Origin of the sequence: Bradyrhizobium sp. B117, assembly GCF_038969555.1 — a bacterium.
Lineage (GTDB): Bacteria > Pseudomonadota > Alphaproteobacteria > Rhizobiales > Xanthobacteraceae > Bradyrhizobium.
Genome location: NZ_CP152414.1, coordinates 2,315,481 through 2,330,763, shown reverse-complemented (window position 1 = coordinate 2,330,763; position 15,283 = coordinate 2,315,481). Strand labels below are relative to the sequence as shown.

Here is a 15,283-nt window from a genome sequence, read left to right as displayed (position 1 = left end):
GTCGGGTGGCGAACGTCAAGGGGCGCTTCACCTCTCCCATAGGGAGAGGTCGGCACGCAGTGCCGGGTGAGGGGTTTCAGTCTCTCATAGGACCTGAGTCCCCTCACCCGGATCGCAAGCGCGATCCGACCTCTCCCCGTTGGGGAGAGGTGAAGCGAGATCGTGGCTGCGGTGATTCAACATGGACCGATAGGCTTTTTGCTCTAGAATTGGGGCCCTCAAGGGGTTGTTTTGGGGCCGTTTGCCATGGGAATTCTCGCTGCGCTCATCATTGGCGCGATCGCCGGCTGGCTCGCCGGCAAGATTGTCCACGGGGCGGGATTTGGCCTCATCGGCAACATCGTGGTCGGCATCATCGGCGCGCTGGTTGCAAGCTGGGTCCTGCCGCAGCTGCATATCGAGCTTGCCACCGGTACGATCGGCGCCATCGTGGACGCCACCATCGGCGCGGTGATTGTGCTGGTGATCCTTTCGCTGATAAGACGGGTCTGAAAGCCTGACCGAACCAGGAACGGCCGCCGCGTGCGGCCGTTCCCATGTCGCGACCGGGGCCAAAAAATTGGCAATGTCCCGGCCGACGACCAACAAGGACGCGCAATGAAGTTTACCGGCACCAAGGACTATGTTGCGACCGACGATCTCAAAGTCGCCGTCAATGCCTCGATCGTGCTCGAGCGCCCACTGCTGGTGAAGGGCGAGCCCGGCACCGGCAAGACGGTGCTGGCGGAGGAAGTGGCGAAGGCGCTGAACGCGCCGCTTCTGACCTGGCACATCAAGTCCACCACCAAGGCGCAGCAGGGCCTCTACGAATACGACGCGGTGTCGCGCCTGCGCGACAGCCAGCTCGGCGATGCCCGCGTCTCCGACATCAAGAACTACATCAAGCGCGGCAAGCTGTGGGAGGCCTTCACGTCCGAGCAGCGCCCGGTGCTCCTGATCGACGAGATCGACAAGGCCGACATCGAATTCCCGAACGACCTGCTGCTCGAGCTCGACCGCATGGAATTCCATGTCTACGAGACCGGCGAGACGATCAAGGCCAAGCAGCGCCCCATCATGATGATCACCTCCAACAACGAGAAGGAGCTGCCGGACGCTTTTCTGCGCCGCTGCTTCTTCCACTACATCAAGTTCCCCGATGCCGACACGATGGGCCGCATCGTCGACGTCCACTTCCCCGGCATCAAGAAGCGCCTGGTCGAGGAAGCCCTGCGCATCTTCTTCGAGGTGCGCGAGGTGCCCGGCCTGAAGAAGAAGCCGTCCACCTCGGAGCTTCTGGACTGGCTCAAGCTGCTGCTCAACGAGGACATGAGCGTCGAGCAACTGCGCGAACGCGACCCGCGCAAACTGATCCCGCCACTGCACGGCGCGCTGCTCAAGAACGAGCAGGACGTGCATTTGTTCGAGCGGCTGGCGTTCTTGAGCCGAAGGGAAGTGTGAGCCTCTCGTGTCCCGGACGCGCGGCAGCGTGCAACGCTGCTGCGCAGAGCCGGGACCCAGAAGGGGAGACGGATTGCTCGGAAACATGGGCCCCGGCTCTGCAGCGCACCGCAAGGGCGCTGCGCTGCGTCCGGGGCACGAGAGCAACGTTGAGGCGCACACTCTCTCCCCATCGTCATTGCGAGCGCAGCGAAGCAATCCAGAATCCCTCTGCCGAGACAGTCTGGATTGCTTCGCTGCGCTCGCAATGACGGAGCAAGGGGCAACGGCGTCGTTCTCCAACTTACATTTTGAATCGCAGGCACGCCTTCGCAGCCTCGCGGCGCATTTCGCCCGAGCTTTGCTTCAACTCCTCGTCCTCCGATGAAAGAGGGCGCGGGGAAGGCCGGGTGCCGGCTGGCACCCGCGGTCTGCTGCGCGAATGTAGCGCAGAGAAACCGCACAGCAGCATACAGGTGTAGCCAATCACTCGGCCTTCCCTGCGCAGTGGTCGGACGGCTTGTGCCGCGCTCTCCCGGGAGCCGAATTCCTTCTGGCCTCCCTCACCCCGCGAATTGACGATGCCGTTCACCCGGTTGGGCTCGCGCACATCTCCGCGACAGGCTTGACCGTAGCAACGACGGCCAGGACCACACGGTTTTGCCGTACGCACAGCGCCGTTCGTCTACACGCGGCCGCGGACTCACAGGGACTACCCGCCCTGCCCGCACCCTCTCGTGCCGACGCTGCCGCGTCCACCGCAACCCGGCCCGCGTTTCGAACGACTCGCGAACCGCCCCTCTTCGTCGGGCCGGGCTGTTTCGATCTATGCCGTAATTCCGAATTTCGGTAAAGTGGAATATTTTTACGAGGAGGGATTGACGGGGTGCGGGGTGTTTTGCCCGACGGGACAAATCCGGGTCGTTCGATCACAAAGTCTAGCTCTCTCCCAAATCTCTCAGCCAAGCGGCAAAATCTTCGTCTCCATGAAGGTATGTGGTTGGAGAATCGCGAAAGTCGGCGCCACTCAGTCTCGTGAGAGCCAGCCACACGCCCGGGTCTTCAACGCCAGGATCAGTCCGTCGAATCCATTGCGCGGCCCAATCGGAAACTCCGCGACGCGCCGTGTCATCGCCGATAAGCGCGAGGATCTTTTCTCGAACCTCCCAAAGCGTCGGCTCACCCAGACAATCGGGCATACTTCACCATTGGATCGAACGATTTCCCATAGCTCGCAGCCCGTAGGACGGATTAGCCGAAGGCGTAATCCGCCACCATTTATCTCCGCGTCGTCAGAAGCGGCGAGTTACGCCGACGGCCGCGCTTCGCGCAACCCCGCTGGCTAACTCGCCCTACGAAGATCGTGCCTCACGCCACGGCCGCATCCGGAATCCGCGCGGCTTCCATCGGCTGCTTGCCGCGGATCAAATCCGAGGCGCGGTCGGCGATCATCATGGTGGAGGCGTTCAAATTCGCCGAGATCATGCGCGGCATCACCGAGGCATCGATCACCCGCAGGCCTTCGAGGCCGTGGACGCGGAGCTGGTCGTCGACGACTGCCCAGGTCGAGTCCGCCGGGCCCATGCGGCAGGTGCAGCCGGGGTGGAAGGTGGTGGTGCCGCGCTCGGTGGCGGCGTGCAGGAATTCGTCGTCGGTGTTGACGTTGGGGCCGGGGAAATCCTCGTAGGCGTAATAGGGCGAGAGCGGCGCTGATTTCAAAAGGCGCCGCGCGAGCTTCATGCCGCCAACGATGACGCGGCGGTCGAGCTCGGCGTCGAGATAGTTGGTCTGGATGATCGGCGGCGCAAAGGGATCGTTGGAGCGGATGCGGACATAGCCGCGGCTCTCCGGGCGCTGTTGCCAGGAGGCGACGGTCATGCCGGGCTCGTCCTCGAGCTGGCCCTGCACGCCTTCCTTATAAGAAGCGGGCGTGAAGGTGAGCTGCAGGTCGGAGCTCTCCGCACTCTCGCCGGAATGCCAGAAGCAGTAGACCATCGTCGGCGACAGCGACAGCAGGCCGCGCCGCGCGGTGGCCCATTTCAGCGCTTCGATCCAGAGCGAGAAGCCGCGGCGGAGCTCGTTGATGGTCTTGATATCCTTCACGCGCGCCACGGTGCGCGGGGCGTAATGGTCCTGCAGGCCTTCGCCGACGGGCAACGCGTGACGCACGGCGATGCCGTGCTGCTGCAACAGGTCCGGCGAGCCGATGCCGGAGAGCTGCAGGAGCTGCGGCGAATTATAGGTGCCGCCGGAGAGGATCACTTCCTTGTTGGCGCGCACTTCCACCGGCGTACCGCCACGGCCGCCCTTGGTGTAGCGCACACCGATGGCGCGCTTGCCCTCAAAAATGATCTCGGTCGCATGCGCATGCGTGTGGACATGCACGTTCGGCCGCTTCATCGCGGGCCTAAGGAACGCGGTCGAGCCGGAGACGCGCAGGCCTTTGTCGATGGTGCGCTGGCAATAGGAGACGCCTTCCTGGGTCTTGCCGTTGTAGTCGGGATTGCGGGGAATGCCGAGCGAGACCGCGCCTTCCATGAAGGCTTCGCAGAGCGGATCGCGCCAATCCATCGTGGTGACGATGAGGTTGCCGTCGCGACCGCGATAAGTGTCCTCGCCCTCGCCTACGCGCCTTTCCAGCCGCTTGAAGTAGGGCAGCACGTCGGCATAGCCCCAGCCGCGATTGCCCATCTGCGCCCAGGTGTCGAAATCCATGCGCTGGCCGCGATTGTAGATGTGGCCGTTGATCGAGGACGAGCCGCCGAGCGTCTTGCCGCGCGGCGCATAGATGCTGCGGCCGCCGGTGTAAGGCCCGGGCTCCTGCTGGTAGGCCCAGTTGATGCTCTTCATGTGGAAGGTTTTTATGAAGCCCGCCGGCAGATGAATGTACGGGTGCCAGTCGCTGGGCCCGGCCTCGAGCACGCAGACGCTGACATTCGGATCTTCGCTGAGCCGGCTGGCGAGGATGCAACCGGCCGAGCCCGCGCCGATGATCACGTAGTCAAATCTATCCATTCGTCCGCCCCCGGCGTGTCGTGAGATTGAGTGAGCTGCGGCCGCGGAGGCCGACACCTCTCCCGGAGGGAGAGGTCGATTTGCTCCCGGCGATGCGCAGCATCGTCCGGCGCAAATCGGGTGAGGGGTTCAGGTCCCACGAGAGACCGTTCCCCCCACCCGCGCCTTCGGCGCGACCTCTCCCCAGAGGAGAGGTGATCGAGCCCGCGGCCAAACCGTTGCACATCATCTCTAGCGCGGCTTTTCGTTGAGTTGATAGTTCAGATGCGTTTTCACTGTCGGCCATTCGGCGGCGGTGATGCTGTAGACCACGGTGTCGCGCAGCGTGCCGTTCGGCGCCACCTGATGGCTGCGCAAAATGCCGTCCTGCTTGGCGCCGAGGCGCTCGATGGCGCGGCGGCTCTGGTGGTTGAAGAAATGCGTGCGGAACTCGACCGCGATGCAGTTCAGCGTCTCGAAGGCGTGCGTCAGCAGCAGCAGCTTGCACTGGGTGTTGAGCGGGCCACGCTGCGCGCTCTTCGCATACCAGGTCGAGCCGATCTCGACGCGGCGGTTGGCGGCATCGATGTTCATGTAGGTGGTCTGGCCGACGACCTTGCCGCCGGCATTGAACACGGTGAACGGCAGCATCGAGCCGGCGGCCTGAAGACCAAGACGGCGGTCGATCTCCTTGCCGACGTTCTCCGGCGTCGGGATCGCGGTGTACCAGATTGTGTAGAGCTCGCCGTCCTTCACGGCCTCCATCAGCCCTTCGCGATGCTCTTTCGACAGCGGCTCGAGACGGGCGTGCTGTCCACGCAGGGTGATGGGATCAGGCCAGGGCATTGCGGTGTCTCCAAGAAAACGACTGATCGTCATTCCGGGGCGACGCGAAGCGGCGAGCCCGGAATCCATAACCACGAGCCGGGGTTATGGATTCCGGGCCTGCGTGCTCGCGCACGCATCCCGGAATGACGGAAGAATTTGTACAGCACGTTCAGAATGCCGGCTCAACACATTCTCACTTGTTCAGGAAATTGAGAGGCAAACCGCCGCGCGGCCAGTCCATGGCGATCAGCTCGCCCTTGCCTGACAGCGTGATGTAGGCGGTCTTCAGCTCGGGGCCGCCGAAGGCGATGTTGGTGGTGACGCGGTCGCCGGTCGGAACCTGCTCGACCAGGGTGCCATCGGGTGCGATCACCGAGATGCAGCCGGAAACGAGGGTGGCGACGCAGACATTGCCGCTTCCCTCGACCGCGAGCGAATCGAACATCTGGTAGCCGCCGAGACCGCAGATCGGCGTGCCCCGCTCGCCGCGATAGATCACGTCGCGCGGTTTCAGCGTGCCGGGCGCGGACAGCTCGTAGGCCCAGAGCCGGGCCGTCGGCGTCTCCGCGATGTAGACGGTGTTCTCGTCCGGCGAGAGGCCGATGCCGTTCGCGGGCAGCACGCCATGCACCACCTCAACGATCTCGCTCATGCCGGGCTTGAGGTAATACATGCCGCCGACATCCATCTCGCGCGCGCGGCGTTTTCCCAGATCGGAGAACCACAGGCCGCCCTGCTTGTCGAAGACGAGATCGTTCGGCCCGCGCAGATCGTGCTCGCCGCATCTGGTCACGACGGTCTCGACCTTGCCGGATTGCAGGTCGACGCGTGGATCGAGCCGCCGAGATAATCGTCGGGTTGCGGACCCGGCATGATCATGTTGCGGGTCGGGATCCAGGAGAAGCCGCCATTGTTGCAAATGTAGATCTTGCCGTCGGGACCGAGGGCGGCGCCGTTCGGGCCGCCCGGCACTTTCGCGACGATCTCCTTGCGGCCGTCGGGGTAGACACGGGTCAAACGCTGGCCGCGGATTTCCACCAGCACCACCGAGCCGTCCGGCATCACGACCGGCCCTTCGGGAAATTCGAGGTCGGTGGCGAGAACGCGGACGTCAGACATGGGCTACCCTCCCGGCTGCTTGTTATGGCTTGCACGGGATGTCCGGCACGGGCTCCACACGCAAGATTTGCCTGCGGTTATGACAAAGTCATCCGGGCTTGCCAAGCAAGCGGGATGGTATGCCAGCGTTGCGCGCTACTCTCGCACCGGCACCCAGATCTCGAAGCCGCCATTGCCGGTTGCGGGATCGAACTTCTCGTCATAGCGCTCGAAGGTCGGCGCGTCTGCGGCCTTGAGGCCAGAGGCCGGCAGCCACTGATTCCAGATCGTGTTGACGGTGCGCCTGACCGAGGCGACGTGGTCGGTGTGGGTGAACACCGCATAGCGCTGCTCGGGGATGCGGATGCGGCCGAAGCGCCGCGGCAGGTCGGAGAAATCGGCGACCTCGACGCCGGCGATGTAATCGAAATTGCCGGCATCATCGCCGTTGCAGCAGACGCCATAAGCGATGTTGCCGACGCGCGCGGGAATGTCGGCGACCTCCTGGTGGAAGCGCTGCCACAGACCGGGGATCATGGCGCCGTTGTCGCAAGCGATGCGCTCGGCGAGGCCGGCAACGAGGAAGGCCTTTGCGGTTTCGAAACGCGGCGGGGCGAGATTGTCGAGCATGGTGGAGTCCATGAGGATCGGCTCCTGTAGCTTGAGTTTGTCGAGGCACGTTGCCGCCCTCACCGCTTCGGGTGTGGTGCCGAACTGGTCGCGGAACGCGCGGGTGAATGCTTCGTGCGAGCCGTAATCCGCCTCCAGCGCCAGGCTGAGAATGTCCGGCGCGCCCCCCGCAAGGCTGCGCGCCGCCTCACTCAGCCGACGCGCGCGCACGTAGCGCATCACCGGCAAGCCGGTGGCCGCGGCAAACGCGCGCACGATGTGGAACCGGGACACGCCTGAGACCGCGGCGATCTCGTCGAGCGTCATCGGCTCGGCCAGATGGCTCTCGATGTACCAGAGCGCGCGCTGGGCTGGGTTCATGGGTTGCGTCTCTCGTTCGAAGCGTGGCGATGATGCGCCAATGCCTCCGATCGCGCTTGATCGGCATTGCTGTTCCCGCATGAGGATAGTCCGGGAATAGCCACTGGCAACGCCTTCGTGTTCGCGGCTACACTCGTTGAAACCGCTCACCAGAAAGGGGAACCGCGTCATGGAAATCACCGATGTGCGGGCGCACCATATCCGCATCCCCTATGACGCCGGCGTTGCGAGCTTTCGCCAGGGCGCCTCCGCCATCTCCGCGCTCGACATGGTGCTGGTCGAGGTGACGACCGATTCCGGATTGACCGGCTGGGGCGATGCCTTTGCCTATGTCTGTCCGCGCACAACGCGCAGCGCCGTCGAGGAGATGATCGCGCCGCAGGCGCGCGGGCTGAAGGTGACCGATGCAGCCGGCATTCCGGCGGCGATGGAGCAGATCCAGCGCAACCTGCATCTGTTCGGCCGCTACGGCATCACCATGTTCGCGATCTCAGGGCTCGACATCGCGCTGTGGGACCTCGCTGCGAAGATCAAGGGCGTGCCGCTGCATCGGCTGCTCGGCGAGACCAGGCGCTCGTCCATTCCTGCCTATGCGAGCCTGCTGCGGATCGGCTCGCCCGACAACATCGCCGGCGAATGCCGGAAGGCGCTCGCGCTCGGCTATGGCGCCATCAAGCTGCACGAGACCACGACGCCTGCGGTGTTCGCCGCGCGCGAGGCGATCGGACCCAACATTCCGCTGATGGTCGACATGAACTGCCCGCTGTCGGGCGAACAGGCGATCGCGTTCGCGAGGGCATGCGCGGACGCGCAGCCGATGTTCCTGGAGGAGCCGGTCTGGCCACCGGAAGACTTCGCCACACTCGCCGACGTCCGCGGCAAGGGCGGGCTCGGCGTCGCCGCCGGCGAGAATGCCTGCACCGAATATCAATTCCGCCAGATGATGAATGCGGGCGCGGTGAGCCACGCGCAGCCGTCGGTGACGAAGGTGGGCGGCATCACTGAATTCCTGAAGGTCGCCGCAGCAGCGGATCAGTTCGGCGTCAAGATCGTCCCGCACTCTCCCTACTTTGGTCCCGGCCTTCTGGCGACGCTGCATCTGCTGGCGACCCGCGACGACGGGCTCGTCGAGATGTTCTATCTCAAGCGCGAAGCCTGCCTCTGGGGCGGCCGCGCCGACGCCGATGCCACCGGTCATGTCGCGGTGCCGACCGGACCCGGACTTGGTTATGAGCCCGATCGCGACGTGATCGAGCGATATCGAGTCGTGTAATCGGCGCGCTTATTTCTGCGCATCCTTCGGCGGCGGTGCGTCCTGCTTCTTCTTCACGTCCTCGGCGATCTTGGTCTGCGCGGCCTGGAGATCGCCGAGCGTCTTCTGCAAGCCGGCGAGGCTCGCCTTCAGCGCATCGATCTGGCGATTTGCCGCATCCAGCTTCTGCTGATGATCGAGGTTGAGCTTGGTGATCGTCTTCTGAAGGAAGTCGACATTGCTCTGCAGGCAGCTGGTGCGCCGCTCCATGGTCTTCTCGACCGTGCAGATCTCGATGCCGGGCACGTCCTGCGCGCAGGCCGGCGCGTTAACCAGCGCGGCGAGCAGCAACATCGTGAAACAAGCGCCGGCATTTCGAAGCAGCATGAAAGGTTCCTATCAAATCGATCACGTCAATGTGCGCTGTTTGCGCGCAGCCGCCGGAGGCTACCACACTCGTACCGCATTCTCGCGTTGAGCTTGCGCCTGTTCCCTCTGACGGGGAACGATGATCCGCGCGCGGGGGAAGTGGGCGCTCTTTCGCGGCTTTGTTTAGGGGAGATTTTTCGAATGGCAACGCGCGATAGACGTCTGGCGGAGTTCGACGGCGCCGGAGAACCGCCACCTGGACTGCCGGTTGAAGTCTTGTGCGAGGACCACAGCGGAACGTATCAACTGCCGTTCGCCTGCCGCTATGTCGAAGGACGTTGGCAGAACCACGAGGCCGGTATCGCGGTGGAAGCCACCGTGATCGGCTGGCGCCTGCCACGCGTGAAGCACAGCGGCGTGGCCTGACGGGCCGCGCCTGTCTCAAAACGCAACGGGGCCGCGCTCCGCCTTAACCAATGGAACGCGGCCCGAACGAATCACGTCCGAATCAGCCGAAAGGTTCCGTACGCGGCTGTTCACGGCTAGATGTCGCAATCAGCCCGAACGGGTACACAATATCTGCGCAGCACGTGGGCACGGCTGGGCCAATGGCGGGCGCTAAACGTTAACGGGTTCAAGGACATCCTAGCTGGAGGGCGAGGGCCTAAGCCCCGCCCCCAAAACAGGCAGGGCGTCGCCGCGCCTGCCTAATATTCGACCTCGAGCTCCTCGATCTCGGCCGGTTCTTCCCGCGCCGCCGCGATCCATTCCTCCATCTCGGGCATCGCCATGATGGTATCGGCATAGGCTTTCAGCTGCGGCTCGAGCTTGACGTCATAGGTGACGAAACGCGTCACCACGGGAGCGTACATCGCATCCGCCATGGTGCGCCGCTCGCCGAACAGGAACGGTCCGCCGGATTGCTCCAGGCAGTCGCGCCAGATGAACCAGACGCGGTCGATGTCGGCCTGCGCGCGCGACCAGATCTTGAAGCCGGGGAAGTGCCCTTTCAGATTGACTGGCAGCGAGGCGCGCAGCGTGGTGAAGCCGGAATGGATTTCGCCTGAGATCGAGCGGCAATGCGCGCGCTGGACCCGGTCGTCAGGCAGCAAGCCGGCTGACGGCATCACCTCGTTGAGGTATTCGGCGATCGCCAGCGTGTCCCAGACGGTCGCGCCTTCGTGCCGCAGGCACGGCACCAGGATCGAGGACGACAGCAGCAGGATCTCCGCGCGCGCCGAAGGATCGTCGGGCGCGGTAACGATCTCCTCGAAATCGAGGCCTGAGAATTTCGCCAGCAGCCAGCCACGCAGCGACCAGGACGAATAGTTCTTGCTGCTGATGGTCAGTGTCGCCTTCGCCATATGGCCCTTCCCTCACGCCTGATCGTGGGCATCGCGCGGGCGTGCGCATTGCCTGTGCTTCCCGCGAAAAGAGCAGCAAGCGACGTGCCAATTCTGGCAGCGGCTATGTCCGGCTTGGCGTCGATATTGCATAGCAACACGGGGCAACCGGGCTTTCAGTATGATGTCGATGTATTATCAGGCCTTTCAGAACCATATGGACCTGACAGCGCCGTGGCGGGCGGGCGCCTCGTCCGCGCTCAAATTCCTCCATCTGGTACCGCAGGGCCTGTCGGATCAGGTCGTCGGCCGACTCTCGGCCGCGCTGGAGCTGATCTCGCGCGCCACCCTCACCTATGACCGCCCGGCCTACGGCATCGACAGCGTCATGGTCGGCAATCGCGAGATCGGCATCACCGAGGAGATCGCCTATGCGACGCCGTTCGGCTCGCTGCTGCATTTCAAGAAGGATGGCGCACCCGAACAGCCGCGCATGCTGCTGGTGGCGCCGATGTCCGGCCATTTCGCCACGCTCTTGCGCAGCACGGTGAAGACACTGCTCCAGGACCACGACGTCTACATCACCGATTGGCACAACCCGCGCGACATTCCGCGCAAGGAGGGCCGCTTCGGCCTCGACGACTACACCGAGCATCTCATCGACTTCCTGGGACAGCTCGGCCCGCGGCCGCATATGGTGGCGATCTGCCAGCCGTCGGTCTCCGCGCTCGCAGCCGCCGCGATCATGTGCGAGGACAACCATCCCTCGCGCCCGGCGACGCTGACGCTGATGGCCGGCCCGATCGACACGCGGATCCAGCCGACCCGGGTCAACGAATTCGCCAAGAGCCGGCCGATCGACTGGTTCGAGCAGAACCTGATCAATTACGTGCCGGTGCAATGCCGCGGCGCGCTGCGCAAGGTCTATCCCGGCTTCGTGCAGCTCACCGCCTTCGTCTCGATGAATCTCGAGCGCCACATCAAGCAGCACATGGATCTCGCCAACCACATCGCCAAGGGCGAGAAGGAGAAGGCGGCGAGCATCAAGACCTTCTACGACGAATATTTCGCGGTGATGGACCTGCCCGCGGAGTTCTACATCGAGACCGTGCGCGACGTATTCCAGGAGCACCTGTTGCCGCAAGGCAAGCTGATGCATCGGGGCCGTCCCGTAAACACGAAAGCCGTCAGCCGTATGGGCCTGATGACGGTCGAGGGCGAGAAGGACGACATCTGCTCGATCGGCCAGACGCTGGCGGCGCAAGACCTTTGCACCGGCGTGCGCGCCTATCGCCGCGTCCACCACATGCAGGCCGGCGTCGGCCACTACGGCGTGTTCTCGGGCAAGCGCTGGAACAACGAGATCTATCCGCTGCTGCGGGATTTCGTGCACGTCAATTCGTAGCCGTCATTCTCTGCCGCCAAGACGAACCGCCGGGGAAACGGCGCGTGCCTCATGCTCTTGCGCGAGCAGCTCTTGCGCTTCCACGAATTCAGGAAGATGACGCTCCGCCTCGAATTCGGCGAGCACGGGCGCGAGCACTTCGGATGCCGCACCTGCCCGGCCATTTGCCTTGTGCAGGCGAGCAAGTCCAAGGGCGCTGCGCAGCTCGAACGTCTTCGTCTGCTGATGTCGCGCGATGTTCAGCGCTCGCTTGAGGTCGTCTTCGGCACTGAATTCGTCCGAACAATCGTGGCGCGACAAAAGCGTTCCGCGGACACGATACAGCTCGGCATCGAGCCAATGCTGGCCGGACTGTGCGGTCCGGGCGATCAGTTCATTCAGGATTTCCAGCCCGGTTTCGACCTCGCCTACCTCTGCATTCGCCACGGCGACATGCATCCCCCAAAACGGCTCGCAAAGGTAGCAATCGTTCTCGTGCAGCAAGGTCCAGCCGTGACGCATGTCCGCCAGTCCGGCCATTCGCTCGCCGGCACGCCACTTCGCGAGGCCATTCAGGTAGGTGCCCGCGGCCACATACAGCGGCATCGTGTGGTCGCGCGCGAGACCGAGCGCCAGGATCGTCTCTGTTTGCTGCAACATGCCCCCGCATACGCCGTCGAACACAGCGCGATGGACCAGCGCATTGGCCCGTGAAAGCGCTCGTTGTTCTCCCGAAGCACCCACCGCTTCGGCGGCGAGCTGGCGTGCGCGAGCGGTGATGCCGAGCGGCCAAAGCACCAGAGCAAGAAATCTCATGATCACGAACGGCAGATCCAGTGTCGAAGCCCTGAATGTCGCGGGATCCGGTTCGGCATCATAGATGGCCAGCGCCTGCTCGAGATGCGCTCTCGCGTTGACGTAATCGCCCCCGAACCAGCAGGTGACGCCGCCTGTCCAATGAGCAACGATGGCGGCCAGCGGCGAGTCCGGTCGCCGGTCAGCGGCGCTGCCGATGGCATCCGCCAGCTCCCGCATCGGAGCAAGTTCGCCATGTGTCAGGCAGGCATTGAAGAGTCCCGAATGAACAGGCGCAAGTTCAACGGGATCGTCGATGTCGGTTGCGAACTGGCGCGCGCGCGTCCATGCCGCGATCGTTTCGGGGGCACTGTGCCCGAGGCTACCCCTTAGTGCACGGCCATATGAGATTTGAAGATGCAGCCTGCTCATCGCCCGGCGGGGTTCGTCAGGCAGTTCGTCAGCGGTCGCAACCGCCTTGCCGAGATGCGCGACCGCCTCGGAATAGGCGGAGCGCTTCAGCGCCTGCTGCCCCGCCCTGCGCCACCATTCGACGGCGACCTCGCTCAGCCCCGCTTCAGTGAAGTGATGGGCCAGAACTTCCGGCTCAGTCTCGGCGACGACTGGAAACTTCTCGCGCAGGACCTCGCCAATTCGCGTGTGAAGCAGCTGCCGCTTGCTCTTGAGCAGACTCTCGTAGGCAGCTTCCTGAACAAGGGCGTGCTTGAAACTATAGTTTGATTCGGGCGGCGCCCCACGGCGAAGCAGCAGTTCGGCCTCTTCGAGCTGTGCTAGCGCAGCGCTCAGCGTCAGATCATCGCGTCCCGCCACGTATTTCAGCAGCGCGTATGAGAAGTCGCGGCCGATCGCGGCGCCGATCTGCGCCACCTCCTTGACTGGAGCGAGCCGGTCGAGCCGCGCCATCAGCGAATCCTGCAGCGTGGCGGGAATCGCAAGCGGCGGGAGCGGACTATTCAGGCGATAGCGCCCGGCATCTTCGACGAGCAGGCCGGACTCCAGCACCATCTTGGTCAACTCCTCGACGAACAGCGGGACGCCATCCGTCTTGTCGATGATCTGCTTCATCATCTCGCGTGGCAGCTGGCGACCGACAACCACCTGTTCGACCAGCGCGCGCGTGTCCTGCCGATCGAGCCGGTCGAGCCGCAACAGGCTGACATTGGCAAGGCCCGACCAGGATGGCTCGAATTCCGGCCGGGATGTCATCAGCACGAGGATCGGCAGCGCCCTGATCCGATCGACCGCGAGATCGAACAGCTCGAGCGTCGTGGCATCGGCCCAATGCAAATCCTCGCAGATGATCAGCAGAGGCTGATCTCGCGCCAGCCCCTCGAGCTGATCGAGAAGGGCGGCAAAGGTCTGTCGCCGCTGCTGCGCCGGGCTCAAGCCGAGGGGCGGGCAATGGTCAGCGGTCGGAATCGAAAGCAGCGCCGCAATCAGCGGTGTTGCCCGGCCGACCTGCTGGGTTCCAAGCGCCAGCATTGCCTCGAGCTTGTCGAGCTTTTGTTCTGGCGTGTCGTGCGAGCGGATTCCCGCGGCGCGCTCGAGCTGGGCGACGAAGGGATGAAGCGCACTGTTGGTATGGTAGGGCGAGCACTGATATCGCACCCGACGGTGCGTCCCCAACGAGGGACTTTCGGACAGCGTTGCGACGATGCGCGACTTGCCGATGCCCGCTTCGCCGGAAATCAACACGATCTGGCCCTGGCCCTGCCAAGCCTCGCGCTGGCGCGAGAGAATGAATTCGATCTCATCCTTGCGGCCGACAAAGCCGATCGAGCGCGCGGCGCGGACCGCCTCGAAGCGGCTCTCGGATGCGGTCGCTCCTTCCACCGCCCATACCGCGATGGGTTCGCCTATCCCCTTGACTTCGCGGCGGCCGAGATTGCGAAAAGTGAAGAGATCCCCGAGCAGCCGGCGCGTCGATGACGCAACGACGACCACTCCCGGTTCGGCCAGGCTCTGAAGCCGGGCAGCGAGGTTTGGCGTATCGCCGATGGTCGCGTGTTCCTCTGACGCCTCGCCACTGATGAGGTCGCCGACCACCACAAGTCCGGTCGCAACTGCAATCCGCAACTCGACCCGTTCGCCGGCGCCTGTCTTGAGCTGGCGGATCGCGGAGATGATGTCGAGGCCCGCGCGTACTGCGCGCTCCGCATCGTCCTCGTGGGCGCGCGGATAGCCGAAATAGACGAGTATTCCGTCACCGACGAACCTGGCGATGCTGCCGTCATAAGCTGCGATGACGCGCGCGCATGCGGCGCGGTAGACCCGGATCACTTCCCACATATCCTCGGGATCGAGACGTGCCGAGAGCGCGGTCGAACCGACCAGATCGCAAAACATGACGGTGAGGTGGCGCCGCTCGGCGTCGTGAGGAGGAGCCGGTGATGCGATCAATGCGGCCGGATCGAGGTCCGCAATGGCACGCAACATCTTGCGGCGATGACCGAGCAGGACTCCGAGCTTGTCAAAGTCCTCGTCCATCAGCTCGGGAAGGACGCTTACGTCGATCCCATTCTGGGCAAAGCGCTCCGCGTATTGCCCAAGCCCTAGCTTCTCGAGCCATTCCGCAATCTGCATGGCTCACCCATCTCATGGCTGGCGATTAGCAGACTCTTGGACCACGGCCGCGCCGAGACAATATGCCAACGGCACTATGATGGCACGTCCTGTTTTGTTTTGCGAAAATTAGGTTACTCGTTACCGACGACGCTTCGATCGGGACACGGCTCGATGCGGACGCCTGCGCGACCAAACATCGTGGGCATGCAGCGTTGGACGGCAGAG

General features: G+C 63.9%; 11 protein-coding genes and 1 pseudogene. 5 read left to right on the top strand and 7 right to left on the bottom strand.

The genetic code is table 11. The features are described from left to right. The first annotated feature begins 246 nt into the window (after positions 1–246). Together AAFG16_RS11310 and AAFG16_RS11305 are read left to right on the top strand one after the other, a co-directional pair. Complete coding sequence (locus AAFG16_RS11310) at positions 247–492, top strand: GlsB/YeaQ/YmgE family stress response membrane protein (RefSeq protein ID WP_235544202.1); 246 nt, start codon at positions 247–249, stop codon at positions 490–492. A gap of 105 nt (positions 493–597) precedes the next feature. Next, entirely contained in the window at positions 598–1,440 is an 843-nt protein-coding gene (locus AAFG16_RS11305) for a MoxR family ATPase (protein WP_128936105.1), read from the top strand. A 1,347-nt stretch (positions 1,441–2,787) separates the two neighbouring features. Here the strand turns inward: AAFG16_RS11305 and AAFG16_RS11300 are convergent. The 4 genes and pseudogenes from AAFG16_RS11300 to AAFG16_RS11285 all read right to left on the bottom strand — a co-directional run bounded on the left by AAFG16_RS11300 (position 2,788) and on the right by AAFG16_RS11285 (position 7,329). Next, positions 2,788–4,434, bottom strand: coding sequence for a GMC family oxidoreductase N-terminal domain-containing protein (locus tag AAFG16_RS11300; RefSeq protein ID WP_342739161.1), 1,647 nt, complete (start codon positions 4,432–4,434; stop codon positions 2,788–2,790). Positions 4,435–4,665: 231 nt separating this feature from the next. Continuing rightward, positions 4,666–5,259 (bottom strand): GNAT family protein, encoded by a 594-nt coding sequence (locus tag AAFG16_RS11295; protein WP_342739160.1) that lies wholly within the window; start codon positions 5,257–5,259, stop codon positions 4,666–4,668. A gap of 175 nt (positions 5,260–5,434) precedes the next feature. Beyond that, positions 5,435–6,360: pseudogene (locus AAFG16_RS11290) on the bottom strand (SMP-30/gluconolactonase/LRE family protein). A gap of 135 nt (positions 6,361–6,495) precedes the next feature. Next, on the bottom strand, positions 6,496–7,329 hold the full coding sequence (locus AAFG16_RS11285; RefSeq protein WP_342739159.1) for an AraC family transcriptional regulator: 834 nt from the start codon (positions 7,327–7,329) through the stop codon (positions 6,496–6,498). 169 nt (positions 7,330–7,498) lie between these two features. Here AAFG16_RS11285 and AAFG16_RS11280 point away from each other — a divergent pair, with 169 nt between their 5' ends. Beyond that, the gene (locus AAFG16_RS11280; protein ID WP_342739158.1) at positions 7,499–8,602 is read left to right on the top strand and encodes a mandelate racemase/muconate lactonizing enzyme family protein; all 1,104 of its coding nucleotides are present in this window, start codon (positions 7,499–7,501) and stop codon (positions 8,600–8,602) included. Between the two features lie 9 nt (positions 8,603–8,611). On the opposite strand, the gene AAFG16_RS11275 is transcribed toward AAFG16_RS11280, so the two are convergent. Then, positions 8,612–8,968: a hypothetical protein gene (locus tag AAFG16_RS11275; RefSeq protein WP_342739157.1), complete on the bottom strand. Its 357-nt coding sequence runs from the start codon at positions 8,966–8,968 to the stop codon at positions 8,612–8,614. Positions 8,969–9,151: 183 nt separating this feature from the next. On the opposite strand from AAFG16_RS11275, the gene AAFG16_RS11270 reads away from it, so the two are divergent. Beyond that, positions 9,152–9,376: a hypothetical protein gene (locus tag AAFG16_RS11270; protein WP_011089440.1), complete on the top strand. Its 225-nt coding sequence runs from the start codon at positions 9,152–9,154 to the stop codon at positions 9,374–9,376. 281 nt (positions 9,377–9,657) lie between these two features. Here the strand turns inward: AAFG16_RS11270 and AAFG16_RS11265 are convergent, their stop codons facing one another. Further along, positions 9,658–10,314, bottom strand: a complete 657-nt coding sequence (locus tag AAFG16_RS11265) for a glutathione S-transferase family protein (protein ID WP_283084605.1) — start codon at positions 10,312–10,314, stop codon at positions 9,658–9,660. 160 nt (positions 10,315–10,474) lie between these two features. On the opposite strand from AAFG16_RS11265, the gene phaZ reads away from it, so the two are divergent. After that, a complete protein-coding gene (phaZ, locus tag AAFG16_RS11260; RefSeq protein ID WP_342739156.1) occupies positions 10,475–11,698 on the top strand; it encodes a polyhydroxyalkanoate depolymerase in 1,224 nt (407 codons plus the stop codon). A gap of 3 nt (positions 11,699–11,701) precedes the next feature. Here the strand turns inward: phaZ and AAFG16_RS11255 are convergent, their stop codons facing one another. Beyond that, entirely contained in the window at positions 11,702–15,076 is a 3,375-nt protein-coding gene (locus AAFG16_RS11255; protein WP_342739155.1) for an adenylate/guanylate cyclase domain-containing protein, read from the bottom strand. Between the last annotated feature and the right edge of the window lie 207 nt (positions 15,077–15,283).